Origin of the sequence: Micromonospora sp. L32, assembly GCF_052068055.1 — a bacterium.
Taxonomy (GTDB): domain Bacteria; phylum Actinomycetota; class Actinomycetes; order Mycobacteriales; family Micromonosporaceae; genus Micromonospora; species Micromonospora purpureochromogenes.
The window spans coordinates 648701-673937 of record NZ_JBQHDD010000001.1; the positions used below are offsets into that span (position 1 = coordinate 648701).

Below are 25237 nucleotides of genomic sequence, written 5' to 3' on the forward strand. Positions count from 1 at the left end.
CGGCAGGGGTGCCGTCAGTTGACGCCGGCGGCGGCGCAGAGCTTGGCGTATTCCCCGGAGCAGACCTCGTCCTTGGTGACGAAGCCGTCGGCGATCACCTCGGCGACGTCGTCGGCGTAGATGGCCTTGGGGGTGAGCAGGATGGCGTCGACGGCGCGGCCGCTCTCCGGATCCCGGACCGTCTGGCCGGTCTCCTTCCGCTCCCCGTTGGCCAGCGCGATGGCCAGGTCGGCAGCGGCCTTCGCCTCGTCCTTGATCGCCTTGTAGACGGTCATGCACTGGTCGCCGGCGAGGATGTTGCGCAGTCCCTGGGTGGTGGCGTCCTGGCCGGTCACCGGGATCCTGCCGTTGAGCTTGTTCTTCTTCAGCACCGAGATGGCCGCGTTGCCCAGGCCGTCGTTGGCCGCGAGGACGCCGTCGATCCGGCCCTCGGTCTGGGTGAGCATCTGCTCGAAGATGACGCCGGCCTGGGCGTTGTTCCAGTCGGGCACCCACTGGTCCGGGCCCTTGCGGAACTCCTCGGCGTCGAACTTCGGCTTGAGGACCGCGTCGTAGCCGCTCTTGAACAGGGTGGCGTTGTTGTCCGTGGGTGAACCGTTGAGGAAGGCGACGACCGGCTTCCGGGCGCCCTTCTCGGTCAGGCACCTGGCCAGGCCCTGGCCCTGGAGCTTGCCCACCGCCTCGTTGTCGAAGCTGACGTAGTACTGCGCCGAGCCGCCGAGGGTGAGCCGGTCGTAGTCGATGGTGGCGATGCCCTGCGACCGCGCCTTCTCCAGCACCGCCTTGCCGGTGCCGGAATCGAGATTGACGATCATCAGGACCGTTGCCCCATTGGTGATCATCTGCTCCGCGATGTTCGAGAACTGGCTCTTGTCACCCTGCGCATTCTGGATGTCGGAGTCGATTCCGGCGGCGTCGAACGCCTCCTCGAGGAACCTGCGGTCCGCGCCCTCCCACCGGGCGGAGGACTTGCTGTCGGGCAGGATCACGCCGATCTTCGGTTTCCTGGCGCCATCGGCCGCGCTGCCGCTGGTTAGCTGGTCGCCGCAACCGGCCACGCCGTTGGCGGCCAGCAGGCCGACGACGGTGAGTGCGAGGAGGCCCTTGCGCATCTGCACGGGTCCTTTCGGGGTGGGTGGTGGCAGGCTGGTTTGTTGTGAGCGGCAACGTATTGCCACCCGTGTCGGCGGCGCAAGGCTGCCGAGCTCACGAGTTTGGCGGACCGCCGTAACGATCCCGTAACGCGGGAAAAGGCGCGATCTCCGCAGGTCCGATCCGCTCTGCCGCTCGACCAGTTTCGGCGTGGAGAATCGTTTCCACACCGGTGCCGTTTCCTTTTCCGGCGGCCGGAACTGATCAGTGGGCGGCGAGGGCGGCGATGGTGGCGTCGGTCAGCGCGACCAGATCGGCCGGGGCCAGTTGGAGCTGGAGGCCGCGACGGCCGGCCGAGACGTAGATGGTGTCGTACGCCAGCGCAGAGGAGTCCAGCACCGTGGGCAGCCGCCTGCGCTGGCCGAGCGGGCTGATCCCGCCCCGGACGTAACCGGTGGCCCGCTCGGCGGCCGCCCGGTCGGCCATCGTCGCCCGCTTGCCGCCGACGGCCGCGGCCAGCGCCTTGAGGTCCAGTTCGCCGGTGACCGGGACGACGGCCACCGTCAGCCCCCCGTCCACCTCGGTGACCAGCGACTTGAACACCCGCTCCGGCGGCACCCCGAGCGCCTCGGCGACCAGCGCGCCGTAGTTCGGCGCGTCGGGGGAGACGTCGTACGGGTGGGTGCTGTGCCGGATCTTCCGCTTCGCCAGCAGCGCCGTCGCCGGAGTGCCCTGTCCCGCCATGCCGGTCACGCTAACCGGACGCCGGACGTCAGCTCGCGACGGGCCGACAGACCAGCACGGTCGGCGCCCCCGCGACCCGGGTGAGCACCAGGCTGGCCGGCGCGTCGCCGGCCAGCCTCAGGTCCCGGCGCAGCTTCTCCGGCTCCAGCGCCGAGCCGCGCTTGAGGATCTCCACCCGGCCGACCCGGCGCTCCCGCAGCAGCGCGCGCAGCCGCTTGAGCGAGAACGGCAGCACGTCGGTGATCTCCAGGCAGCGGGCGAACGGGGTCGCGGTCGGGGTGTCCGCGTACAGGTAGGCGATGCTCGGGTCGGCGATCGTCGCGCCGAGGGTGTCGGCCAGCTCGGCGACCAGGTGCGCGCGGACCACGGCCGGGTCCGGGTCGTACAGGAAGCGGCGGGTGGGGCCGACGGACGCCTCCGCCGCGCCCGAGCCGGTGAGCCGGTGCGCGACGTCGCCGCGCAGCACGGTGGCCCGGCGGGGCACCTCGGCCAGCCGGCCGCACCAGAGCGCCGCCTCGACCAGGTCGCCGTCCGCGCTCACCCACTCCGCCTCGGCGCCCGCCGGGATCAGCGCGTGGTCGATGCCGGGGGCCACCTTCACCACCGTGTACGGCACGCGCTCGGCCAGCCGGATGACGAAGTCCCAGGGTGGCGAGTAGGCGTTCGGGTCGAAGATCCGCCGGCCGGTGCCCGCCCGGCGTCGTGCCGGGTCGCAGAACACCCCGTCCACCCGGGTCACGTCGAACGCCGTGGCGTCGCCGCACTCCACGGTGAACTCCTCGGCCAGCCCGGCCGACTCGGCGTTCGCGGCGGCCATCGCGGCGGTCACCGGGTCGGCCTCCACCCCGTACACCCGGATGCCGGCGCGGGCGGCGGCGAGCGAGTCGGCGCCGAGGCCGCACCCGAGGTCGGCGAGGGTGCGCACGCCGGCGGCGCGCAGCCGCGCGGCGCGCCGGTCCGCGACCGGCCGGCGGGTGGCCTGCTCCAGCCCGGCCCGGGTGAAAAACATTCCAGCGGCCTCGGGTCCGAACTTGGCCACCGCCCGGCGGCGCAGCTCGGCCTGGGTCAGCGCGGCGGCGGCCAGTCCGGCCGGCAGCCCGGCGGCGCGCAGCGCGGCGGCCGAGGCCAGCGGGTCACCGCCGGCCAGCTCGGCCGCCGCGGCGAGCGCGGCCGACCCCTCGGGGGTACGCAGCGCGGCGAGCTGGTCGATGTCCACCCGCCCATTCTCCCGACCCGCCTCGCGCCGTCCGACCGGCCCCTGCCGCGTCGATCGCGGCCGTTCGGGCGCGACGCGCTGGCACTCTCCTTGACGGAGTGCTAGCCGAGGAATAACCTGCGATTAGCACTCTCACCCCGAGGGTGCCAGCTCCCGGGCCATCCGGCGCGGGCGCTGAACGCCAGGCGGACCGGCACCCGCGACGACGGCCCCGCCCGGTGGCATGTGGCAGATTGACGCTGGTCGGCCCCGGTCGACCGGCAACGAAACCAGTACCCCAGGAGGGTATGCCCGTGACTACCGCGACCAAGGTTGCGATCAAGCCGCTCGAGGACCGGATCCTGGTCCAGGCGAACGAGGCTGAGACCACCACGGCGTCGGGCATCGTGATCCCCGACACCGCCAAGGAGAAGCCGCAGGAGGGCACCGTCCTCGCTGTCGGCCCGGGCCGCATCGACGACAAGGGCAACCGGATCCCGGTTGACGTGAACGTCGGCGACACCGTCATCTACTCGAAGTACGGCGGCACCGAGGTCAAGTACGCCGGCGAGGAGTACCTGGTGCTCTCCGCCCGCGACGTCCTCGCGGTCATCGAGAAGTAAGCAACCGATCAGTGTCGTTGCCCCGGTCCGGCTCGCCGGGCCGGGGCAACGGCGCTTCGAAGGGACATTCATGGCGAAGATCCTGAGCTTCTCGGACGACGCCCGGCACCTGCTCGAGCACGGTGTCAACGCCCTCGCGGACACGGTCAAGGTCACCCTCGGCCCGCGCGGGCGCAACGTCGTCCTGGACAAGAAATTCGGTGCGCCCACGATCACCAACGATGGCGTGACCATCGCCAAGGAGATCGAGCTCACCAACCCCTACGAGAACCTCGGCGCGCAGCTGGTCAAGGAGGTGGCGACCAAGACCAACGACGTCGCCGGCGACGGGACCACCACCGCGACCGTGCTGGCCCAGGCCATGGTCCGCGAGGGCCTGCGCAACGTGACCGCCGGGGCCAACCCGTCCGGTCTCAAGCGGGGCATCGACGCGGCGGCGGCCAAGGTCTCCGAGGCGCTGCTCGACCGGGCCGTCGAGGTCTCCAGCAAGGAGGCGGTCGCGAACGTCGCGACCATCTCCGCGCAGGACGCCACCATCGGCGAGCTGATCGCCGAGGCGATGGAGAAGGTCGGCCGCGACGGTGTCATCACCGTCGAGGAGGGCTCCGCGCTCACCACCGAGCTGGAGGTGACCGAGGGTCTGCAGTTCGACAAGGGCTTCATCTCGCCGAACTTCGTCACCGACGTGGAGTCGCAGGAGTCGGTCCTGGAGGACCCGTACATCCTGATCACCACGCAGAAGATCTCGGCGATCGAGGAGCTGCTGCCGCTGCTGGAGAAGGTCCTCCAGAACAGCAAGCCGCTGCTGATCATCGCCGAGGACGTCGAGGGCCAGGCGCTGTCGACCCTGGTGGTCAACTCGATCCGCAAGACCCTCAAGGTCTGCGCGGTGAAGGCCCCCGGCTTCGGCGACCGCCGCAAGGCGATGCTCCAGGACATGGCGATCCTGACCGGCGCCGAGCTGGTCGCCCCGGAGCTGGGCTACAAGCTCGACCAGGTCGGCCTGGAGGTGCTCGGCACCGCCCGGCGCGTCGTGGTCGACAAGGAGAACACCACCGTCGTCGACGGTGGCGGCCAGTCCTCCGAGGTGGCCGACCGGGTCGCGCAGATCCGCAAGGAGATCGAGGCCTCGGACTCCGAGTGGGACCGGGAGAAGCTGGCCGAGCGGCTGGCGAAGCTCTCCGGTGGCATCGCGGTCATCAAGGTGGGCGCGGCGACCGAGGTCGAGATGAAGGAGCGCAAGCACCGCATCGAGGACGCCATCGCCGCGACCAAGGCCGCCGTCGAGGAGGGCACGGTGCCCGGTGGTGGTGCCGCCCTGGCGCAGATCCTGCCGGTGCTCGCCGACGACCTGGGCCTGACCGGTGACGAGAAGACCGGCGTCTCGATCGTCCGCAAGGCGCTGGTCGAGCCGCTGCGCTGGATCGCCCAGAACGCCGGCCACGACGGCTACGTGGTGGTGCAGAAGGTCGCCGGCAAGGAGTGGGGCAACGGCCTCGACGCCGCCACCGGCCAGTACGTCGATCTGGTGAAGTCCGGCATCATCGACCCGGTGAAGGTGACCCGCAACGCGGTCACCAACGCCGCCTCGATCGCCGGCCTGCTGCTCACCACCGAGAGCCTCGTGGTGGAGAAGCCGGAGAAGGCCGAGCCGGCCGCCGCCGGTGGGCACGGCCACGGCCACGGTCACGGCCACCAGCACGGCCCGGGTTTCTGACCCACGGCGTACGCCGACTCAGGGCGCACCGTCTTCGCCAGACGGTGCGCCCTGACGCGTTCTGCGGCGGGCATTACGGAACGCTGACGTGGTTGGCGGTCGGTCCGGTTGATCGACAACACTGGTCCGATGAGCACCACGCCCCGCGGCCTCGCCGCGCTCGCCGGGATCACGGCCGCCGCCGTGGCCATCGGCGTCGCCGAGCCGGTCGCGGTCCTCACCGGCCCCCGGTCCGCCCCGCTGATCGCGGTCGGCGGGCTGGTCGTGGACGTCGTACCCGAGCCGTTGAAGCAGTTCGCCATCACCCTGTTCGGCACGTACGACAAGATCGCCCTGCTGGTCGGGACGGCGCTGCTGCTCGCCGCGTTCGCCGCGCTGCTCGGGCTGCTGGCGGTCCGCCGGCTGTGGATCGGCCTGACCGGCATCGCGGCCTTCGCCGGTCTCGGCGTGGCCGCCGCCCTCACCCGGGCCGGCGCGGACGCCGCTGACGCGCTGCCCTCGCTGGTCGGGGCGGGGCTGGGCGGGTTGGTGCTCTGGGCCTTCCTCGCCGGCCCGCTGGAGGTCGACCCGTGGCCCTGGACCCCGCCGACACCCCCGCTCGACCCGTCGACGCCCGTCGCGCCCGAACCGGCCGCCGGCGTGGAGGCCGCACCCGGCCTGGCCGGCGGCGTGGAGGCCGCACCCGGCCCGGATCCGGTGAGCCGTCCGCCGGTCGGGTGGGAGCCGTTGGAGAGCAGCGACCCGGAGTCGCGGCGCCGGTTCCTGCGCGGGGTGGGCGTGCTGGCCGGCGCGGCCGCCGTGGCCGGGCTGGGCGGGCACTGGCTCGCCGGGCGCCGGGGCGTGTCGGCGGCCCGGGAGGCGGTCACGCTGCCCGCCCCGTCGGCGGCGGCGCCCGCGGTACCGGCCGGTGCCGATCTGTCCCTGGCGCAGCTCGCCCCCTACATCACCCCGACCAGCGGGTTCTACCGGATCGACACCGCCCTGGTGGTGCCGCAGGTCGACCCGGAGACCTGGCGGCTGCGCATCCACGGACGGGTCCGCAACCCGATCGAGCTGAGCTTCGCCGACCTGCTCGCCCGGCCGATGGTGGAGCGGTACGTGACCCTGGCCTGCGTCTCCAACGAGGTGGGCGGGGACCTGATCGGCAACGCCCGGTGGTTGGGCGTACCCCTCAAGGAGCTGCTGGACGAGGCGGACCCGGAGGAGGGCGCGGACCAGGTGGTGGGCCGTTCGGTCGACGGCTGGACCTGTGGCACCCCGACGGCGGTGTTGCGGGACGGGCGGGACGCCCTGCTGGCGGTCGGGATGAACGGCGAGCCGCTGCCGGTCGAGCACGGCTTCCCGGTCCGCATGGTGGTGCCCGGCCTGTACGGCTACGTCTCGGCGTGCAAGTGGGTGACCGAGCTGGAGCTGACCAGCTTCGCCGACTTCGACGCGTACTGGGTGCCGCGGGGCTGGTCGGCGCAGGGACCGGTCAAGACGCAGTCCCGAATCGACACGCCCCGCCCGCGCAACCGGCTCACCACCGGCCCGGTGATGGTGGCCGGGGTGGCCTGGGCCCAGCACCGTGGAATCAGCCGGGTGGAGGTACGCGTCGACGGCGGCCCGTGGCGGGAGGCGGCGCTCGCCCCGACGGTGTCGGTGGACACCTGGGTGCAGTGGTCCTGGCGCTGGGACGCCACCCCGGGCGAGCACGCCCTCCAGGTGCGGGCGACCGATGCCACCGGCGAGACGCAGACCGGCCGGGAACAGCCGGTCGAGCCGGACGGCGCCACCGGCTGGCACACGGTCAAGGTCACCGTCCGCTGACCCCGCCCAGGCCACCCCAGGTGAGCCGGTCCCGCCCGGTTCGTCCACGCGAGTTCGCCGTTTGCGGTGTGTCGCGGTGTCCGACGACTGCGACGCCGCGACACTCCGCAATCGGAGTCGCCCCGGTGGCAGGCGTGGCTGATCCGTTCACGTCATCAGCTCCGTAGCGTCTCCGACCCACCTGCCGCCCAAACCGGGACCAGGCCGGGACCGGAATGCGCCGACGCCGCGCTCCGATTGCGGAGCGCGGCGTCGGTCGGGGTCTCTCGGCGGGTCAGGCGACCTTGCGCTGGTCCGGCACGGCGGACTTGTGGGGGCGGCCCAGGCGGGCCTCCAGCCGGCCGATGTCGACCCGGGTCTGCCGGCGGTCGGCCAGGTCCTCCCAGCCCAGCGCGAGCAGCCGCAGCCGCTCGGACTCGCTGAAGCCGCCCCAGACGCCGTACGGCTCGCGGACGGACAGCGCGTGGGCGGCGCACTCGGCCCGGACCGGGCAGGCCCGGCAGACGGCCTTGGCGCCGGACTCGCGGCGCAGCCGTGAGGAGCCGCGCTCGCCGTCGGGGTGGAAGAACTGCGCGCTGTCGCGGCCCCGGCAGGCACCGAGCCGCTGCCAGTCCCACAGGTCGACGATGGGTCCGGGCAGTCTACGTACGTTCGACATCAGCACCCCTCCTCCCGCGCGGCACCGCGGAGGTCTCGTTCGCATCCGGTGTCCGGGCGGCGGTCCGCGCAGGCGCACCGTTTCCGGCCTGGCGTCTCGGTACCCGACCTTTCCCCGACTCACACTTCTGTGATCGAAAACCTCGGACGAGTCGCGGCATATGCCCTGGATGTCGGAAAAGTTCGGAGGATTGCCGGGAACCTCCACCCCGGCCCAGCCGGCCATGGTCTGCTCTCTGCGGAGAGGAGACCACCGTGCGTACCGTTCTCGTCTGCGTCCGGACACCGCTCGCCGCGCAGCAGTTGACCTCGGCCGCGGCCCGGCTCGGCCTGGCCGCGGTCGTGCGGACCGCCGTCTCCGATCCCGAGGTGATGCTGCGGCTGGCCGAGCGCCCCGTCGACGTCGTGCTCGCCGACACCGCGCTCACCCGACCCGACAGTGCCGGCTTCGTCCGCCGGGTGCTCGCCCGCGCGCCGCAGGCCGCCGTGCTGCTGCTCGGCGCCGAGGAGTCCGAGGCCGCCGCGGCGACGATCAACGCCGGGGCCCGGGGCCTGATCCAGGGCACCGACCACGACCTGACCAGCGCGGTGGCCAAGGCCCTGCTGCTGCTCTCGGCCCCCGGCCGGACGACCCGGAACCGGGTCACCGACCCGGCCCGGGACACCGCCGCGGTCGGCGCGCCGCCCCGGCCCTCGGCCGGGCCTACCCCGGGCAAGCCGGGCCCGGGCTGGTCCGCCGGACCGGCCGAGGTGCCCGGGGGACCGTCGGTGGTACCGGTGCAGCGCGGCGACGACGAAGCAGAGCCGGAGGCCGCCGCCGAGCCGGAGGTGCCCGCGCCCACCGGTCGGCGGGGCGCGCCCGGCGCGCGGAGCGGGCGCGGCGCCGTCGGACTGACCGAGCGGGAGCTCCAGGTGCTGCTCGGGATGGCCGAGGGGAAGAGCAACGCCGAGATCGGGCGGGAGCTGTTCGTCTCGGAGGACACCGTCAAGACGCACGCCCGACGGCTGTTCCGCAAGCTCGGTGCCCGAGACCGCGCGCACGCGGTGGCCGCCGGTTTCCGCGCCGGCCTGGTCGCCTGAGCCGGCCGCTCGCGGTCGGGCCCAGTCGTCCGGGCTCAGTCGTCGGAGGGGGACTCCTCCTCGGCCGCCTCGGTCAGCGTGTCGTGCACCCCGTCGGCGTAGCCACGGGCGTAGTCCCAGGTGACGTAGTGGTCGGGGTCGGGGTCGTAGGCCGGCTCGTGCACCCGCGGCCGGCCGGAGCTGAGCAGGTGGCGCAGGTTGCCCCGGAGCAGGTCCCAGTCGAAGTAGTGCGGCTCCCGGCAGTCCTCGCACTCGATCACCAGCCCGCGCACCCCGATCGGCGACAGCAGGGCCTGGTAGATCTCCAGGTCGGCCAGGTCCTCCAGGACGTCCTGGCGCTCGACCTCCGTCAGCGGGTCGAGCGGATCGTCCTCACGGGGATCGTGCAGGCCAGCAGCCGGATCGGCCGGGTCGCCGTTGAACGGGTCGATGGGCTCGTCGTGCACCCCCTCACCGTAGTCCCAACGCTCGCCGGACGCGTCCCCCCGGCCACCCCTGTGGCCTCGCCGACCCGCGCCGGCACCGCCGGGGCCGGCTCAGCTCAATGGGTACGATGAAACGACGCGCCGTCACCTCGGCGTGCGCCGGTGCCCGCGCGCGCCACCTCGCTGAAGCCCGTCCAAGCAGCTCAGGAGAGCAATCGTGGAGAATTCGCCCAGCACTGATCTTCCCGGCGGCGTCGGCGACGGCGAGCCGGGTGGTCACCTGCCGGAGCTGCCGGCCGGCTCGGCACGGGTGGTGCCGCTCGGTCTGACCTTCGACGACGTGCTGCTCCAGCCGGGCGAGTCGGACGTGGTGCCCAGCCGGGTCAACACCCGCACCCGCCTCACCCGCAACATCGAGCTGACCGTGCCGCTGCTGTCCAGTGCGATGGACACGGTCACCGAGGCGCGGATGGCGATCGCGATGGCCCGCCAGGGCGGCATCGGGGTGCTGCACCGCAACCTCTCGCTGGAGGACCAGGCGCTCCAGGTCGACCTGGTCAAGCGCTCCGAGTCCGGCATGATCACCAACCCGGTGACCGCCAGCCCGGACGACACCCTCCGCGAGGTCGACGAGCTCTGCGGCCGCTACCGCATCTCCGGCGTGCCGGTGGTCGACGGCGACGGGCAGCTGGTCGGCATCGTCACCAACCGGGACATGCGGTTCGTCTCCGCGCCGGAGACCCCGGTCCACGAGATCATGACCCGCACCCCGCTGATCACCGCTCCGGTCGGGGTGAGCAAGGACGAGGCCCTCGACCTGCTCCGCCGGCACAAGGTGGAGAAGCTGCCGATCGTGGACGACTCGGGCCGGCTGCGTGGGCTGATCACGGTCAAGGACTTCACCAAGAGCGAGCAGTACCCGAACGCCACCAAGGACGAGGCGGGCCGGCTCCGGGTCGCCGCGGCGGTCGGCGTGGGCGACGACGCGTACAAGCGGGCCCGGACGCTGGTGGACGCCGGCGTCGACGTGATCATCGTGGACACCGCGCACGGCCACCAGCGGGCGGTGCTGGACATGGTCCGCCAGCTCAAGAAGGACGTCGGCATCGACATCGTCGGCGGCAACATCGCCACGTACGCCGGGGCGAAGGCGCTGGTCGACGCGGGCGCCGACGGCGTCAAGGTGGGGGTCGGCCCGGGCGCGATCTGCACCACCCGGATCGTCGCCGGGGTGGGTGTACCGCAGATCACCGCGATCATGGAGGCCGCGCGGGCCGCCCGCCCGGCCGGTGTTCCGGTGATCGGCGACGGCGGCATCCAGTACTCCGGGGACATCGCCAAGGCGCTGGTCGCCGGCGCCGACACGGTGATGCTCGGCAGCCTGCTGGCCGGCTGCGAGGAGAGCCCCGGCGAGCTGATCTTCATCAACGGCAAGCAGTACAAGGCGTACCGGGGGATGGGCTCGCTCGGCGCGATGCAGTCTCGCGGCCAGGGCAAGTCCTACTCCAAGGACCGCTACTTCCAGCAGGACGTGCTCGCCGAGGACAAGCTCGTCCCCGAGGGCGTCGAGGGCCAGGTGCCCTACCGGGGGCCGCTCTCCGCGGTCGCCCACCAGCTCATCGGTGGGCTGCGCGCCGCGATGGGGTACGTCGGCGCGGAGAGCATCCCCGAGCTGCACCGCCGCGGCCAGCTCATCCGGATCACGGCGGCCGGGCTCAAGGAGAGCCACCCGCACGACATCCAGATGACCGTCGAGGCGCCCAACTACCACTCCCGCTGACCATCACCCCCAACCACCTGGAGTCCCCATGCGTGACGTGGTCGAGATCGGGCTGGGCAAGACCGCGCAGCGCGGCTACCACCTGGACGACATCGCCATCGTGCCGAGCCGCCGGACCCGGGACGTCGACGACGTCTCCACCAGCTGGCAGCTCGACGCGTACCAGTTCGGCATTCCCTGCGTCGGGCACCCGTCGGACGCCACGATGAGCCCGGCCACCGCCGTCCGGCTCGGCCAGCTCGGCGGGCTCGGCGTGCTCAACGTCGAGGGCCTGTGGACCCGGTACGAGAACCCGACCAAGGTCCTGGAGGAGCTGGCCGGCCTCGGCGAGGACGCGCGGGCGACCAAGCGGCTCCAGGAGGTCTACTCCGAGCCGATCCGCCCCGACCTGATCGCCGAGCGGGTGCGCGAGCTGCGCGCCGGCGGCGGCACGGTGGCCGTCCGGGTCTCCCCGCAGCACACCCTGGCGCTGGCCCCGGTGATCCTCGACGCCGGCGTCGACATCCTGGTCATCCAGGGCACCATCGTCTCGGCCGAGCACGTCTCGACCACCGACGAGCCGCTGAACCTCAAGGAGTTCATCGCCGACCTCGACCTGCCGGTCGTGGTGGGCGGCTGCACCGACTACAAGACGGCGCTGCACCTGATGCGGACCGGCGCGGCCGGCGTGATCGTCGGTATCGGCGGCGACGACTGGTCGACCACCGAGTCGGTGCTGGGCATCCGGGTGCCGATGGCGACCGCGATCGCCGACGCCGCCGCGGCCCGCCGCGACTACCTGGACGAGACCGGCGGCCGGTACGTGCACCTGATCGCCGACGGCGACATCCAGACCTCCGGCGACATCGCGAAGGCGCTGGGCTGCGGCGCGGACGCGGTGATGCTCGGCGAGGCGCTGTCGCTCTGCGAGGAGGCGCCGGCCGGTGGCGCCTGGTGGCACTCGGCCGCCAGCCACCCGTCGCTGCCGCGCGGCGCGTTCGAGATCGCCGGCGAGCCGCTGGGCTCGATGGAACAGCTGCTCTTCGGCCCGGCCGACGAGCCGGACGGCCAGCTCAACCTCTTCGGCGGGCTGCGCCGCGCGATGGCCAAGTGCGGCTACCGCGACCTCAAGGAGTTCCAGAAGGTCGGCCTGGTCCTGGACCGCTGACCCGGACAAAACCACCCCTACGCACCGGTCGCGCCGATTAGGCTCGGCCGGTGCGTCGTATCCGGTCCAGGTTTCTGCTCGCCGCCGTCGTGGCGGCGACGACCGTGGCGACCGCCGGCTGTACGTCCGACCGCGACGACCGCAATGAGTTCCGGCCCGGCGCCGCCGACGCCGGTGACCCGTACGTCCCGGGTCGGGGCAACGGCGGCTACGACGTCTCCGGCTACCGGCTGCGGGTGCGGTACGACCCGGCGACCGACCGGTTGACCGGCCGGGCCACCGTCACCGCGACCGCCACCGGCAACCTCTCCCGGTTCAACCTGGACCTGATCGGGCTGGACGTCTCGCGGGTGACCGTCTCCGGGGCGGCGGCCCGGCACCGCCGCGACGGCAGCGAGCTGGTGATCACGCCGCCGCGGGGGCTGCCCCGCGGCACCGGGTTCACCGTCGACGTCGACTACGCCGGGGTGCCGACCGCCGTCCCTGACGGCGAGCTGGGCAGCGGCGGGTTCCTGCACACCGCCGACGGGGCGATCGTGCTCGGCCAGCCCGAGTCGGCGGCCACCTGGTTCCCGGTGAACGACCACCCGTCCGACAAGGCCACCTACGACGTCGAGGTGACGGTCCCCGACGGGCTGGCCGCGCTGAGCAACGGGGTGCCGGGGGAGCGGAGCAGCACCGGCGGCTGGACCACCTGGCGGTGGGCCGAGCGCGCGCCGATGGCCAGCTACCTGACCACCCTGGTGATCGGCGACTACCGGGTCGAGACCGGCACGCACGGCGGCCGACCGATGGTCACGGCGGTGCCGGCCGGCCTGCCGGCGACCGGCCCCGAGGCGGCCTCGCTGGCCCGTACCGGCGAGATAGCGGACTTCCTCGCCAGCCGGTTCGGGCCGTACCCGTTCGACTCCTACGGCGGCATCGTGGTGACCGACAGCCGGATCGGGTACGCGTTGGAGACCCAGTCCCGCCCGGTCTACGGGCCGGGCTTCTTCTCCGGCGGCCGGCCCAACCCGTCCGTGGTGGTCCACGAGCTGGCCCACCAGTGGTTCGGCAACAGCGTCTCGCTGTCGAGCTGGCAGGACATCTGGCTCAACGAGGGCTTCGCCACGTACGCGGAATGGCTGTGGACGGAGCACGACGGCGGCCGGACCGCGCAGCGTGCCTTCGAGCTGCGGCACGCCGTCACCGACTGGTCCCAGCCGGCGGTCGATCCCGGCCGAGCGGCGATGTTCGGCGACGGGGTCTACCAGCGGGGTGCCCTCGCGGTGCACGCGCTGCGCCGGACCGTCGGCGACGAGACGTTCTTCCGCCTGTTGAGCGGCTGGACCGAGGAGCGGCGCGGCGGCGTCGCCAGCACCGCCGACTTCGCCGGGTACGCCGAGCGGGTCGCCGGCCGCCCGCTGCGCCCCCTGCTGGACGCCTGGCTGGCCGGCGGCGTCGCGCCCGCCCTTCCGTGACCCGCGGGTGACCGCCGGTCGGTAGGCTGCCGCCGACGACACGGGGAGGTGCCGGGTGGCCATGGCGCGGATGCGGCGGGGCGTCGGTCTGGTGACGGTGGCGGCCCTCGGGCTCGCCGGGTGCGGGTCCGAGCCGGAGCCGCGGCCGGCGCCGGCCGCGGCTCCGGCCCCGACGGCCGGGCGGCAGTTCGCGCCGGGCGCGGCCGGCGTCGGCGACGCCTACTTCCCGAGCTACGGCAACGGCGGGTACGACGTCGGGCGGTACACCGTCAAGGTCCGCTACGACCCGGCGACCGACCGGCTCACCGGCACCGCCACCGTGCAGGCGACGGCCACCGCCGACCTGTCCGCGTTCCACCTGGACCTGGCCGGGCTGACCGTGCGGAAGGTGACCGTGGACGGCGCGCCGGCCCGGCACGCCCGCGAGGCCGACGAGCTGGTGGTCACCCCGGCCGCCGGGCTCACCGCCGGCAACGGTTTCACCGCCGAGATCAGCTACGAGGGGAAGCCGGAGCCGCTGGCCAACGAGGTGCTCGGCGAGGGCGGCTGGCTGCACACCACCGACGGCGCGATCGCGCTCGGCCAGCCGGAGTCGGCGAGCACCTGGTTCCCGGTCAACGACCACCCCTCGGACAAGGCGACCTACGACGTCGAGATCACCGTCCCGAAGGGGCTGACCGCGGTCAGCAACGGGGTGCCGAAGGGGCGCTCGGACGCCGACGGCTGGACCACCTGGAAGTGGTCCGAGGCCGCCCCGATGGCCAGCTACCTGAGCACCGTGGTGATCGGGGACTACCGGGTCGAGACCGGCGAGCACAAGGGACGGCCGGTGTTCAGCGCGGTCAGCACCAAGCTCGGCAAGGGGGCCGCCGACGCGTCGATGGCCCGCACCACCGAGGTCGCCGACTACCTGGAGAGCGTCTTCGGGCCGTACCCGTTCGCCGCGTACGGCGGGGTGGTGGTCGCCGACGAGCGGATCCGGTACGCGCTGGAGACGCAGAGCCGCCCGGTCTACGGCGCGGGCTTCTTCCGGGGCGGCGAGAACACCGGCGTGGTCGCCCACGAGCTGGCCCACCAGTGGTTCGGCAACAGCGTCTCGCTGGCGAAGTGGCAGGACATCTGGCTCAACGAGGGGCTGGCCACCTACGCCGAGTGGCTCTGGGCCGAGCACCGGGGCACCGGCACCGCCCAGGCGGCCTTCGATCGGCGGTACGCCGGTTCGTCCAGCCGCCTCTGGCAGACGCCGCCGGCCGAGCCCGGCCGGCAGAACCTGTTCAGCGAGTCGGTCTACCAGCGCGGCGGGATGACCGTGCACGCGCTGCGGGTGGCGGTCGGCGACCCGGCGTTCTTCAAGATCCTCAAGACCTGGGCGGCGGAGAAGCGCAACGGCAACGCCACCACCGACGAGTTCGTCGCGGTCGCCGAGCGGGTCTCCGGCAAGCAACTGGACAAGCTCTTCGCCGCCTGGCTGCACGGCACCGAGCGCCCGCCGGCGCCAAAGCGTCTCTAGTTCTTCACCCGCAGCTCGGGGTGGGCGGCGAGGAACTGCTCGGCGTCGCCGGCCTTGAGCGCGGTGAGGAACTGCCGGCCGACCGCCTTGAGCTCCTCACCCCGGTAGGCCCTGCCCTTGCCCACCCCGCTGCCGGGGAGCGCGACCGGGGTGAACCGGTCGACGCTCAGCCCGCCGAGGGCGTACGCGAGGTCGACGATGCGGGGACCGCCGGCGTAGATCAGGGTGTCGCCGAGCGCGTCGACCACCTGCTGGACCCGGTCCGGCTGGCGGGCCAGGTTCTCGTCGAGGATCTTGGCGGTCAGCGCCCGGAGGAGCTGCTGCTGGTGGCGCTGCCGGGCGTAGTCGCCGCCGGTGATGTAGCGCTGGCGGGCGTAGTCCAGCGCCTGCCAGCCGTTGAGGTGCCGCTGGCCCTTCTCGTAGACCATCTGCGGCCCGACGTAGCCGCCGCCGGAGGGCGCCGGGTCACGGTGCTTGCCGTCCGGCCGGCGGTGCAGCGAGACCACCCGCTGGTCGACGTGGATGTCCACCCCGCCCAGGGTGTCCACCAGCTTGTCGAAGCCGTTGAAGGTGATCACCGCGCCGGCGTCGATCCGCAGCCCGGTGTATCCGCTGACCGTGCTGCGCAGCAGCTCGTACCCCTGGGCGACGCGATGCTCCTTGGGCTTGCCCGGCACCCGGCTGCCGTAGCTCATCGCGTGGGTGAGCTTGGTCTTCCCGCCCTTGTAGCCCGCCTTGGGGAAGGCCGGGATGTCCACCAGCAGGTCGCGGGGGAGCGAGAAGAGGTACGCCCGGTCCAGCCCGGCCGGCACGTGCAGCACCAGCACCGCGTCGCTGTGCGGCTCCCACCCGGGGACGCTGACCCGGGTGTCCACCCCGACCAGCAGCAGGTTGAGCGGGCCGGTGATGCCGGCCCCGGGCGGGGTGGTCGGGCTGGGCTCCGGGGCGGCGCCCGGTGTGGCGGTCGCGGTGGCGGTGGCGGCGACCGCGCCCGGTCGGCGCTGCGGCCCGTCGTCACTGACCAGCCGGTTCACCACCAGGGCGCCCCCGGCGACCAGGACCACCGCGGCGAGGGCGGCCAGCAGCAGCGCCCGGCGCGGTCGTCGCGCCCCTGTCTCGTGAGCCATGCTCGACACCCCCGTTGGGACAACGCTCCGACGGGGGCCCGGAGTTGCGGGCGTGGCCGGACGGATCGGTGGACGCGATCATGATCGCGCGAAAACTGCCGCTGGCGCGATGGCTACTCAGCGGTAATGATGCGTTCATGCGGTACGACGTGGTCGTCATCGGGTCCGGTTTCGGCGGCAGCGTCACCGCGCTCCGGCTGGCCGAGAAGGGTTACACCGTCGGCGTTCTGGAGGCCGGTCGGCGGTTCGCCGACGACGAGTTCCCGCAGACGTCCTGGCGGGCCCGGCGCTTCCTCTGGGCGCCGAAGCTCGGCTGCTACGGCCTGCAACGGATCACGCTGCTCCGCTCCGTCGATCGCAGGGCCGGCGGCGGGGTCATGGTGCTCTCCGGGGCGGGAGTGGGCGGCGGCTCGCTGGTCTACGCCAACACCCTCTACGAGCCGCTGGACGCCTTCTACGACGACCCGCAGTGGCGCGGCATCACCGACTGGCGCGACGAGCTGGCCCGCCACTACGACCAGGCGAAGCGGATGCTCGGCGTCACCACGTACCCGGTCGACACCGGTGCGGACCGGGCGATGCGCGCGGTCGCCGAGCGGATGGGGGTCGGCCGGACCTTCCACGCCACCCCGGTGGGCGTGCACATCGGCCGCCCCGGCCAACGGGTGCCCGACCCGTACTTCGGCGGGGTCGGCCCGGAGCGCACCGGCTGCACGCACTGCGGCTCCTGCATGACCGGCTGTCGGCACGGCGCGAAGAACACGCTGGTCAAGAACTACCTCTGGCTGGCCGAGCGGCTCGGCGCCGAGGTCCACCCGCTGACCACGGTGACCGCCGTCCGGCCGGCCCCCGACGGCGGGTATGAGGTGCACACCGAGCGGACCGGCGCCTGGCTGCGGCGGCGCCGGCAGGTCATCCACGCCGACCAGGTGGTCCTCGCCGCCGGGGCGCTGGGCACCCAGCGGCTGCTGCACGAGATGAAGGCGACCGGCGCGCTGCCCGGCCTCTCCGACCGGCTCGGCGAGCTGACCCGCACCAACTCCGAGGCCATCCTCGGCGCCTCGGTGCCCCGCGCGCGGGCCCGCGCCGAGGGGGTGGACTTCACCGAGGGGGTGGCGATCACCAGCTCCTTCCACCCCGACCCGCAGACCCACATCGAGCCGGTGCGCTACGGCCGTGGCTCGAACGCGATGGGGCTGCTCCAGTCGCTGCTGGTCGACGGCGGCCCGCACCGGGTCCGACGCTGGCTGGGCAGCATCGTCCGGCAACCCGGGCTGGCGGCCCGGATGCTGTCGGTGCGCGGCTGGTCGGAGCGGACGGTGATCGCCCTGGTGATGCAGTCGGTGGACAACTCGCTGACCACCCGGTTCCGGCGCGGCCTCTTCGGCCGGCGACTGGTCTCCGGGCCGGGTCACGGCGCGCCCAACCCGACCTGGATCCCGGCCGGCAACCAGGCGGTCCGGCTGCTCGCCGAGGAGATCGGCGGTACGCCGGGCGGCGCGCTCACCGAGCCGTTCAACATCCCGATGACCGCGCACATCCTCGGTGGGGCGGTGATCGGGGCGTCCCCGGCCGACGGGGTCATCGACCCGTGGCACCGGATCTACGGCCACCCGGGGCTGCACGTGGTGGACGGGGCGGCGGTCTCGGCGAACCTCGGCGTGAACCCGTCGCTGACGATCACCGCCCAGGCGGAGCGGGCGATGTCCTTCTGGCCGAACAAGGGCGAGGACGATCCCCGTCCGCCGCTCGGCGAGGCGTACCGGCGGGTGGCGCCCGTACCCCCGGGGCGCCCGGCGGTGCCGGCGGACGCCCCCGCCGCGCTGCGCGGCTGACCGCCCCGGCCGGACCGCGGGCACCGGGAGCGCGGCCGGCCGGTGGCGCGCGGGCGGGCCGGTTGACCGGCTCCGGACGTGACGCGGCACGCCCGGAGCCCGGCCAGTGCCCGGGCCGGGGGTGACTGTCGGTAGGCTTTCTGCACATGAGCACGCCTCGCCCCGTCCTGGTGGTGGACTTCGGAGCCCAGTACGCCCAGCTCATCGCGCGCCGGGTGCGCGAGGCCAAGGTCTACTCGGAGATCGTCCCGCATTCGATGCCGGTCGCCGAGATGCTGGCGAAGGACCCGGCCGCGATCATCCTGTCCGGCGGCCCGTCCAGCGTCTACGCGCCCGACGCCCCGCAGATCGACGCGGGGATGTTCGACTCCGGCGTGCCGGTCTTCGGCATCTGCTACGGCTTCCAGGCGATGGCCCAGGCGCTCGGCGGCACGGTCGCGAAGACCGGCAACCGCGAGTACGGCGGCACCCCGCTGCGCCCCCGCCTCCTCGATCCCGGTGTGCTGCTCCGCGATCTGCCGGCCGACCTGCCGGTCTGGATGAGCCACGGCGACTGCGTGACCGAGGCCCCGGCGGGCTTCACGGTGACCGCCGAGTCGGCCGGCGCCCCGGTCGCCGCCTTCGAGGACCTGGCCGGCCGCCGGGCCGGCGTGCAGTTCCACCCGGAGGTCGGGCACACCGCGCACGGCCAGGAGATGCTGACCCGCTTCCTGTACGACATCGCCGGCATCGAGCCGACCTGGACGCCCGAGAACATCATCGACGAGCAGGTCGCCCGGATCCGCGAGCAGGTCGGCGACAAGGAGGTCATCTGCGGCCTGAGCGGCGGCGTGGACTCCGCGGTGGCCGCGGCGCTGGTGCACAAGGCGGTCGGTGACCAGCTCACCTGCGTCTTCGTCGACCACGGCCTGCTGCGGGCCGGCGAGGCCGAGCAGGTGGAGAAGGACTACGTCGCGGCGACCGGCATCAAGCTGAAGGTGGTCGACGCGCAGGAGCGGTTCCTCGGCGCGCTGGCCGGGGTCACCGACCCGGAGCAGAAGCGCAAGATCATCGGCCGGGAGTTCATCCGGGTCTTCGAGGCCGCCGCCCGCGAGATCGCCTCGCACGGCGACGTCGAGTTCCTGGTGCAGGGCACCCTCTACCCGGACGTGGTGGAGTCCGGCGGCGGCACCGGCACCGCCAACATCAAGAGCCACCACAACGTCGGCGGCCTGCCGGAGGACCTGAAGTTCGCCCTGGTCGAGCCGCTGCGCACGCTGTTCAAGGACGAGGTCCGGACGCTCGGCCTCCAGCTCGGCCTGCCCGAGGCGATGGTCTGGCGGCACCCGTTCCCGGGCCCGGGTCTGGCCATCCGGATCATCGGCGCGGTCGACCAGGAGCGGCTGGACCTGCTCCGGCAGGCGGACCTGATCGCCCGCGAGGAACTCTCCGCCGCCGGCCTGGACCGGGGCGTCTGGCAGTTCCCGGTGGTCCTCCTGGCCGACGTGCGCAGCGTCGGCGTGCAGGGTGACGGGCGCAGCTACGGGCATCCCGTGGTGCTGCGCCCGGTCTCCAGCGAGGACGCGATGACCGCCGACTGGTCCCGGCTGCCCTACGAGGTGGTCGCCCGGATCTCCACCCGGATCACCAACGAGGTCGCCGAGGTCAACCGGGTGGTCCTGGACGTGACCAGCAAGCCGCCGGGCACCATCGAGTGGGAGTGAGCCGGTCGGCTCACGCCGTCGGCGGCTGCTGCGGCGGGTAGGTCGGCTGCGCGACCGTCGGCGGCTCGGGCCGCGTGGTCGGGGCCGGCGGCGGGACGTACCCCGGGGTGGGCGGCGTGCCGTGCGGCGCGGCGCCCGTCGGGTGCGGCCAGGCGGGCGCGCCCGCCGGCTCCTCCGGCATCAGGAACCACATGATCGGGTACGCCAGCGCGGCGAAGCCGCCGGTGAGCAGGGTCGCCACGGCGAAGACCACCCGGACCAGGGTGGGATCGACGGCGAAGTAGCGGCCGAGGCCGCTGGCGACGCCGGCCACCATCCGGTCGGTGGTGGGTCGGCGGAGCTGCTTGTACGGGGCCTGGGGGGTGCTCGTCGAGGTCATGTCTCCACGTTCCGCGCGGGGCGGCCGGGCGACCTCGGTGACCGCCCGGATCCCTACCCTGACCGATCCCTGACCTGCCAGTCATGAGTCAGGAATCTGACTCTTTTCGATCCAGGTAACCCTGGGCGGGGAGAATTTGGCTCCGTGACCACCTTGCTGGAGCCGCTCCGCAGGATCGCGGCATACGCAGTCTGTGCTGATTCAGTCGGCCGAGTGTTGCTGGTCCGCGCATCGGAGCGCTCCGGCACCCCCGGCGTGTGGTCCCTGCCCGGCGGGGCGGTCGACCACGGTGAGGACCCGAAGCACACCGTCGTCCGGGAGACCGCCGCCGAGACCGGGCTCTCGGTCGCCGTCTCCGGGCTGGAGGACGTCCTCGCCGACATGCGGGCCCTGCCGGAGCGGGGCATCACCATCCACACCGACCGCCTGCTCTACCGGGTCTCGGTGCGCGGTGGCACCCTCACCGACCGGGTGGAGCGTCCCACCGACCTGGCCCGCTGGTACACCCTCGACGAGGCCCGCGCGCTGCCGCTGCGCTCGTTCACCGCGCGTGCCCTGGGCCTGCCCGCCTCCTCCGCCGACGTCGTCCCGGACGAGCCGCCGGAGTTCCCCTCCTTCTACGCCGTCCCCGGCCCGGACGGCCTGCACCGGGCGCAGCGCTTCGCCGCGTACGCGGTGGTGACCGACCCCGACGACCGGGTGCTGCTGACCCGGGTCTCCGACGGGTACCCGGGGGCCGGCTGCTGGCACCTGCCCGGCGGCGGCACCGACTACGGCGAGCAGCCCGGCGCCGCGCTGATCCGGGAGCTGGTGGAGGAGACCGGCCAGACCGGCCGCCTGGTCGAGCTGCTCGGCGTGGCCAGCCACCGGGACGCCGCCTCGCTCGGCCCCGAGGGTTACCCGATCGACTGGCACGGGGTGCGCGCCTTCTACCGGGTGGTGGTCGACCAGCCCGCCCCGCCCACCGTCGCCGACGTCGGCGGCTCCACCTGCGAGGCCCGCTGGTTCGCCCGGGAGGAGCTGGGCGCCCTCCCCACCGACCGGCTCACCGAGGTCACCGCCGAAGCCGTCCAGGCCGCCCGCCTCACCTGACGCTCGCTCCGCCGTCGATCCTGGGCGTCGACCGCCTGATACCGCTCCCTCCTGCCGCTAACCTCATGATCGACGGCCGGTTGGCCGGGCGGCGGGGGAGCGTGGTGGGCGTGGAACAGCGGCGCAGGGTCGGGGCGTACGGGGTGCTGCGGGACGCCTCGGGGCGGGTGCTGCTGGCCCGGGGATCCGCCCGTTGTCCGTTTCCCGGCGTGTGGCAGGTGCCGGGGGGTGGCGTCGAGCACGCGGAGCACCCGGCGCGGGCGGTGGTCCGCGAGTTCGCCGAGGAGACCGGGCTGGCCGTCGAGGTGACCGGGGTGCGGGCCGCCCTGGCCGACGTCACCAGTTTCCGCGCCGAGCGCGTCGCCGTGCACACCGACCGGCTGGTCTACGACGTCGAGCAGCACGGCGGCGGGCTGCGCCCGGAGCCGGCCGGCGGCAGCGACGAGCTGGCCTGGTGCACGCCGGACGAGGCCGCCGCGCTGCCGCTGATGCCGTTCACCGCCGAGCTGCTCGGCCTGCCCGTCACGCCCCTGCCGGCCGGCCTGCCCGGCGCGCTGCCGGCCGGGCAGGCCGCCCCGCCCGCCGACCGGCGCCAGCGGTTCGCCGCGTACGGGCTGGTCACCGACCCCGCTGACCGGATCCTGCTGACCCGGATCGCACCGGGCTACCCGGGCGCGGGCCGGTGGCACCTGCCCGGCGGTGGCACGGATCACGGCGAGCAGCCGGCCGCCGGGCTGCTGCGCGAGCTGGTGGAGGAGTCCGGGCAGCTCGGGACCGTTGTCGACCTGTTGACGGTCGACAATCTGCACAACCCCGCGGCGCTCGGGCCGGAGGGGCGCCCGTTGGACTGGCATGCCGTCCGGGTGGTCTACCGGGTGCTGGTCTCGGCGCCCACCGAGCCGGAGGTGACCGAGCTGGCCGGCGGGTCGACCGCGGCGGCGGGCTGGTTCACGTCCGCGCAGCTGGCGACGCTGTCGCTGACCGAGGTCGCCGCCCTGGCAACCGGACGTCGGGGGCGATAGCCCTCGCTCGCCGGGCCGTCGTGAGGGTGCTCCGGTACAGTCGTAAGTGAGGTTGGCGGAGAAAACGGGCGATGACGCCCGAGATGGGAATAAGACAGCGGTTCGCGCGGTTTAACGGAGATATAAGTACCGCCGGCAGCTATCGCCAACCGCCACTTCCCTGTGCAATGGTGTACACCGTTTGAACGGGCTGCCGGGCCAAGAGCGGTCCGGCACGAGACAGCCGGACACCCGCCCCCCGTGGGCGGCCAGTCGATCCGGTGATGGAGGAAACGTGCCGAGAGCCCTATGGCGCCGGCGTCGTACGACTGACAGTCCGCGCCCCGCCGGGCGTCGCTGGGCGGGCCGGTTGCGCCGCAGCAGCACGTTCGCCCGGCAGGTGCTGCTGGTCCGGGTGGGCCGCCGTGACGGCGACCCGCGTATCGGCGCCGAGCTGGTGGTCCCCGAGCACCTCGTCGACCGGCCCCGCCGGTACGGCTTCGACCGCGCCCGCCGCGCGGAGATCGAGGCGGTCATGCCGGTCAGCCCGGCCCTCGCCCCCGCTCCGTCGGTGGACGACGATGCGTCGGCGATGTCGATCCCGCTGCTCCCCGGCGAGCGCACCGCGTCGCGCCGGATGAAGTTCGCGCTGGTCAACGCCTGCACGCTGGCCAGCCTGATGCTCGGCATCAACGCCATCTTCGTGGCCATGGCCGGCGAGGCCCGGGTCGCGGCGCTCCTGCTCATCGCCTGCGTCGTCTTCGACGGCCTCGACGGCGCGCTCGCCCGCAAGCTCGGCGTGGCCAGCCCGTTCGGTGCCCAGATGGACTCGCTGGCCGACATGTGCTCGTTCGGCCTGGCCGCCCCCGTGGTGGTCTACGCCTCGCTGGCCGGGTCGGCCCCCACGGCGGCCGCCGCGGTGGCCGCGGCCCTCGTCGCGGCCTGCGCCGCGATCCGGCTGGCCCGGTTCAACGTCTCGCCGAAGGACGGCCGGTTCTTCTGCGGGGTGCCGACGACCATGGCGGCGGCGGTGCTCGCCCTCACGGTCGCGATCGGCCTGCCGCTGCCCGCCGTGGTGCAGATCGCCGGGGTGGCGCTGCTGGCCTTCGCGATGGTCTCCAGCTTCCCGTACGCGAAGCTCGCCCGGCTGCTCAAGCTGCCGCCGTGGCTGTGGCTGGCCCCGGTGATCGGCGCGCTGGTCGACATCCGGCTCACCTTCGCCCTGGTGGTGGTGGGCTACCTGGTCAGCGGCCCGCTGCTCTGGCTGCACCAGCGCCGCACCGCCTGATCCACCCGCACGTACGCAGAAGGGGCGCCGCGACCGCGGCGCCCCTTCTCGCGTTCCGTCAGCGCCAGCGGGCGATGACCGTGGACCCGCCGACCACCTTGTCGCCCGGCCCGACCAGCGGCTCCGCCGCGTCGGCCGGCAGGTAGACGTCGGTGCGCGAGCCGAACCGGATCAGGCCGAAGCGCTCGCCCCGGGCCAGCAGCGCGCCGATCGGCGCCCGCTGCACGATCCGCCGGGCGATCAGCCCGGTGCGCTGCGCCACCACCACCGTGCCGTGGTCGGTGTCCAGCACCGTGTACGCGGCCACGTTGTGCTCGGCGTCCGGCTTCATCGCGTTGACGAAGCCGCCGTCGGCGACGAAGTAGTCCACCACCTTGCCGGGCACCGGCGCGCGGTTGACGTGGACGTCCAGCACCGACAGGAAGACCGCGATCCGCAGCCACTCGCCGTCGCCGAACCGCTCGTCGTGCAGCCGCTGCACGGAGAGGACCTGACCGTCGGCGGCCGCGACCACGGCCGACGGGTCCTCCGGGACGTCCCGCTCCGGGTCCCGGAAGAAGGCGGCCACCGGGCCGGCGGCCAGCGCCGGCAGCAGCCAGAGCTTGGACTTCGGGCGGACCACGCGGGCCACGGCGGCCAGCCCGAGGGCGATGCCGGCCGCGGCGACGCCGTTGGAGTCGATGTGCATGCCGCGGGTCAGCGGCACGCTGGAGGGCCGGTGGGCGGGGGCCAGCCGGGCGGCGAGCGCGGGGCTGGCCGGGGTGAAGCGCAGGTGGTGCACGCGTACCGGCGGGGAGTTGCGCAGCACCAGGTCGGTGCCGACCCCGTGCAGCACGCCCTGGCGGTCCAGCTCGGCGGCGGCGCCCTCGGTACGGAAGACCGGCGCGGCCACGCTCAGCACCGAGCCCTCGCTGAGGTACTTGACCAGGCCGTCGACGGTCGTCCGGGCCTGCTCCGCGGTGCCGGTCAGCGGCTCGGCGGCGATGACCACCTCGGCGGCGTCCGCCTCGGCGAGGGAGTCGACGACGCGTACCCGGTCGGCGACCCAGCGACCCTGGGCCGCCACGTGCTGGCGCAGCGCGCCGGCGCCGGCCGGCTCGGCCGGCACGACGGTGAGCGTGTCGCCGGGCAGCAGCGCGTCGATCGCCGCGGCGAGCACCGCGGACTCCGGGGACGCGTCGACCAGGAGGGCGGCCTTCGGGTCGTTACGCCGGGCCAGCTCGGTGACGAGGGTACGGGCGGCGCGCTCGCCGATGCGGACCGGACCGGACCGGCCGGGGGTGCGCTCGGCGGGGGACTGGGTCATGTCGGACGGGCTCCTGACGAGGTAGAGACGGGCTGTCGCGGCGGGACCGCCACGGGCGACCTGGTCCGCTCGGCCCCGGACGGGACCGCTGACCGGACCGCTCGGCCGCGGACGAGGCCCGCCGGCGCGGCCGGCCGGCGGAGGCGGGATCTCCACCGGCCAGCATACGAGTCCGTCGGCTGCGACCGCACCGCCGCGGTCAGTCCGGCGCGCGGCGTTCCCCGGCCGGCGGGCCGCTGACCGGCTCGGCGGGCGACCAGCGGGGCC

Annotated in this window: 21 protein-coding genes; 13 read left to right on the forward strand and 8 right to left on the reverse strand. The window is 73.7% G+C overall.

From position 1 onward, the window contains the following. Nucleotides 1–14 precede the first annotated feature (14 nt). The 3 genes from ACTMTB_RS03245 to ACTMTB_RS03255 all read right to left on the reverse strand — a co-directional run bounded on the left by ACTMTB_RS03245 (nt 15) and on the right by ACTMTB_RS03255 (nt 3052). Nucleotides 15–1112 carry a sugar ABC transporter substrate-binding protein gene (locus ACTMTB_RS03245; RefSeq protein ID WP_441142371.1) on the reverse strand — a complete coding sequence of 366 codons (1098 nt, stop codon included), beginning with the start codon at nt 1110–1112 and terminating at the stop codon, nt 15–17. Between the two features lie 244 nt (nt 1113–1356). After that, nucleotides 1357–1836 carry a Cys-tRNA(Pro) deacylase gene (gene ybaK, locus ACTMTB_RS03250; RefSeq protein ID WP_441142372.1) on the reverse strand — a complete coding sequence of 160 codons (480 nt, stop codon included), beginning with the start codon at nt 1834–1836 and terminating at the stop codon, nt 1357–1359. 28 nt (nt 1837–1864) lie between these two features. After that, nucleotides 1865–3052 carry a class I SAM-dependent methyltransferase gene (locus ACTMTB_RS03255; protein ID WP_441142373.1) on the reverse strand — a complete coding sequence of 396 codons (1188 nt, stop codon included), beginning with the start codon at nt 3050–3052 and terminating at the stop codon, nt 1865–1867. Nucleotides 3053–3339: 287 nt separating this feature from the next. Between ACTMTB_RS03255 and groES the strand changes: the two genes are divergently transcribed. The 3 genes from groES to ACTMTB_RS03270 all read left to right on the forward strand — a co-directional run bounded on the left by groES (nt 3340) and on the right by ACTMTB_RS03270 (nt 7180). Continuing rightward, the gene (groES, locus tag ACTMTB_RS03260) at nt 3340–3654 is read left to right on the forward strand and encodes a co-chaperone GroES (RefSeq protein ID WP_088960325.1); all 315 of its coding nucleotides are present in this window, start codon (nt 3340–3342) and stop codon (nt 3652–3654) included. A gap of 70 nt (nt 3655–3724) precedes the next feature. Next, complete coding sequence (gene groL / locus ACTMTB_RS03265) at nt 3725–5371, forward strand: chaperonin GroEL (RefSeq protein WP_350800240.1); 1647 nt, start codon at nt 3725–3727, stop codon at nt 5369–5371. Between the two features lie 129 nt (nt 5372–5500). Further along, nucleotides 5501–7180 carry a molybdopterin-dependent oxidoreductase gene (locus tag ACTMTB_RS03270; protein ID WP_441142374.1) on the forward strand — a complete coding sequence of 560 codons (1680 nt, stop codon included), beginning with the start codon at nt 5501–5503 and terminating at the stop codon, nt 7178–7180. A gap of 274 nt (nt 7181–7454) precedes the next feature. On the opposite strand, the gene ACTMTB_RS03275 is transcribed toward ACTMTB_RS03270, so the two are convergent. Beyond that, nucleotides 7455–7838 (reverse strand): WhiB family transcriptional regulator, encoded by a 384-nt coding sequence (locus ACTMTB_RS03275; RefSeq protein WP_441142375.1) that lies wholly within the window; start codon nt 7836–7838, stop codon nt 7455–7457. Between the two features lie 254 nt (nt 7839–8092). On the opposite strand from ACTMTB_RS03275, the gene ACTMTB_RS03280 reads away from it, so the two are divergent. After that, the gene (locus ACTMTB_RS03280; protein WP_441142376.1) at nt 8093–8917 is read left to right on the forward strand and encodes a response regulator transcription factor; all 825 of its coding nucleotides are present in this window, start codon (nt 8093–8095) and stop codon (nt 8915–8917) included. A 35-nt stretch (nt 8918–8952) separates the two neighbouring features. Here ACTMTB_RS03280 and ACTMTB_RS03285 read toward each other — a convergent pair whose 3' ends face one another. Beyond that, nucleotides 8953–9363 carry a DUF5319 domain-containing protein gene (locus ACTMTB_RS03285; protein WP_154941884.1) on the reverse strand — a complete coding sequence of 137 codons (411 nt, stop codon included), beginning with the start codon at nt 9361–9363 and terminating at the stop codon, nt 8953–8955. A 196-nt stretch (nt 9364–9559) separates the two neighbouring features. Between ACTMTB_RS03285 and guaB the strand changes: the two genes are divergently transcribed. From guaB to ACTMTB_RS03305, 4 genes are all read left to right on the forward strand, one after another. Continuing rightward, the gene (gene guaB / locus ACTMTB_RS03290; RefSeq protein WP_357918528.1) at nt 9560–11122 is read left to right on the forward strand and encodes an IMP dehydrogenase; all 1563 of its coding nucleotides are present in this window, start codon (nt 9560–9562) and stop codon (nt 11120–11122) included. A gap of 28 nt (nt 11123–11150) precedes the next feature. After that, a complete protein-coding gene (locus ACTMTB_RS03295) occupies nt 11151–12269 on the forward strand; it encodes a GuaB3 family IMP dehydrogenase-related protein (protein ID WP_238451094.1) in 1119 nt (372 codons plus the stop codon). A gap of 50 nt (nt 12270–12319) precedes the next feature. Further along, nucleotides 12320–13729, forward strand: coding sequence for a M1 family metallopeptidase (locus ACTMTB_RS03300; protein WP_441142377.1), 1410 nt, complete (start codon nt 12320–12322; stop codon nt 13727–13729). A 61-nt stretch (nt 13730–13790) separates the two neighbouring features. Next, entirely contained in the window at nt 13791–15239 is a 1449-nt protein-coding gene (locus tag ACTMTB_RS03305) for a M1 family metallopeptidase (RefSeq protein ID WP_441142626.1), read from the forward strand. On the opposite strand, the gene ACTMTB_RS03310 is transcribed toward ACTMTB_RS03305, so the two are convergent. Then, a complete protein-coding gene (locus tag ACTMTB_RS03310) occupies nt 15236–16366 on the reverse strand; it encodes an LCP family protein (RefSeq protein ID WP_441142378.1) in 1131 nt (376 codons plus the stop codon). The genes ACTMTB_RS03305 and ACTMTB_RS03310 overlap by 4 nt on opposite strands. A 137-nt stretch (nt 16367–16503) precedes the next feature. On the opposite strand from ACTMTB_RS03310, the gene ACTMTB_RS03315 reads away from it, so the two are divergent. Together ACTMTB_RS03315 and guaA are read left to right on the forward strand one after the other, a co-directional pair. Beyond that, nucleotides 16504–18201 carry an FAD-dependent oxidoreductase gene (locus ACTMTB_RS03315; protein ID WP_441142379.1) on the forward strand — a complete coding sequence of 566 codons (1698 nt, stop codon included), beginning with the start codon at nt 16504–16506 and terminating at the stop codon, nt 18199–18201. Nucleotides 18202–18347: 146 nt separating this feature from the next. Continuing rightward, nucleotides 18348–19904: a glutamine-hydrolyzing GMP synthase gene (gene guaA, locus ACTMTB_RS03320; protein WP_441142380.1), complete on the forward strand. Its 1557-nt coding sequence runs from the start codon at nt 18348–18350 to the stop codon at nt 19902–19904. A gap of 10 nt (nt 19905–19914) precedes the next feature. Here guaA and ACTMTB_RS03325 read toward each other — a convergent pair whose 3' ends face one another. Beyond that, nucleotides 19915–20283: a PspC domain-containing protein gene (locus ACTMTB_RS03325; protein ID WP_280836895.1), complete on the reverse strand. Its 369-nt coding sequence runs from the start codon at nt 20281–20283 to the stop codon at nt 19915–19917. Between the two features lie 144 nt (nt 20284–20427). On the opposite strand from ACTMTB_RS03325, the gene ACTMTB_RS03330 reads away from it, so the two are divergent. The 3 genes from ACTMTB_RS03330 to ACTMTB_RS03340 all read left to right on the forward strand — a co-directional run bounded on the left by ACTMTB_RS03330 (nt 20428) and on the right by ACTMTB_RS03340 (nt 23664). Then, a complete protein-coding gene (locus ACTMTB_RS03330) occupies nt 20428–21375 on the forward strand; it encodes an NUDIX hydrolase (protein WP_154941892.1) in 948 nt (315 codons plus the stop codon). A gap of 110 nt (nt 21376–21485) precedes the next feature. After that, the gene (locus tag ACTMTB_RS03335) at nt 21486–22397 is read left to right on the forward strand and encodes an NUDIX hydrolase (protein WP_441142381.1); all 912 of its coding nucleotides are present in this window, start codon (nt 21486–21488) and stop codon (nt 22395–22397) included. A gap of 436 nt (nt 22398–22833) precedes the next feature. Beyond that, the gene (locus tag ACTMTB_RS03340; protein ID WP_441142628.1) at nt 22834–23664 is read left to right on the forward strand and encodes a CDP-alcohol phosphatidyltransferase family protein; all 831 of its coding nucleotides are present in this window, start codon (nt 22834–22836) and stop codon (nt 23662–23664) included. A 58-nt stretch (nt 23665–23722) separates the two neighbouring features. Here ACTMTB_RS03340 and ACTMTB_RS03345 read toward each other — a convergent pair whose 3' ends face one another. Continuing rightward, nucleotides 23723–24970 (reverse strand): phosphatidylserine decarboxylase, encoded by a 1248-nt coding sequence (locus ACTMTB_RS03345; protein WP_441142382.1) that lies wholly within the window; start codon nt 24968–24970, stop codon nt 23723–23725. Between the last annotated feature and the right edge of the window lie 267 nt (nt 24971–25237).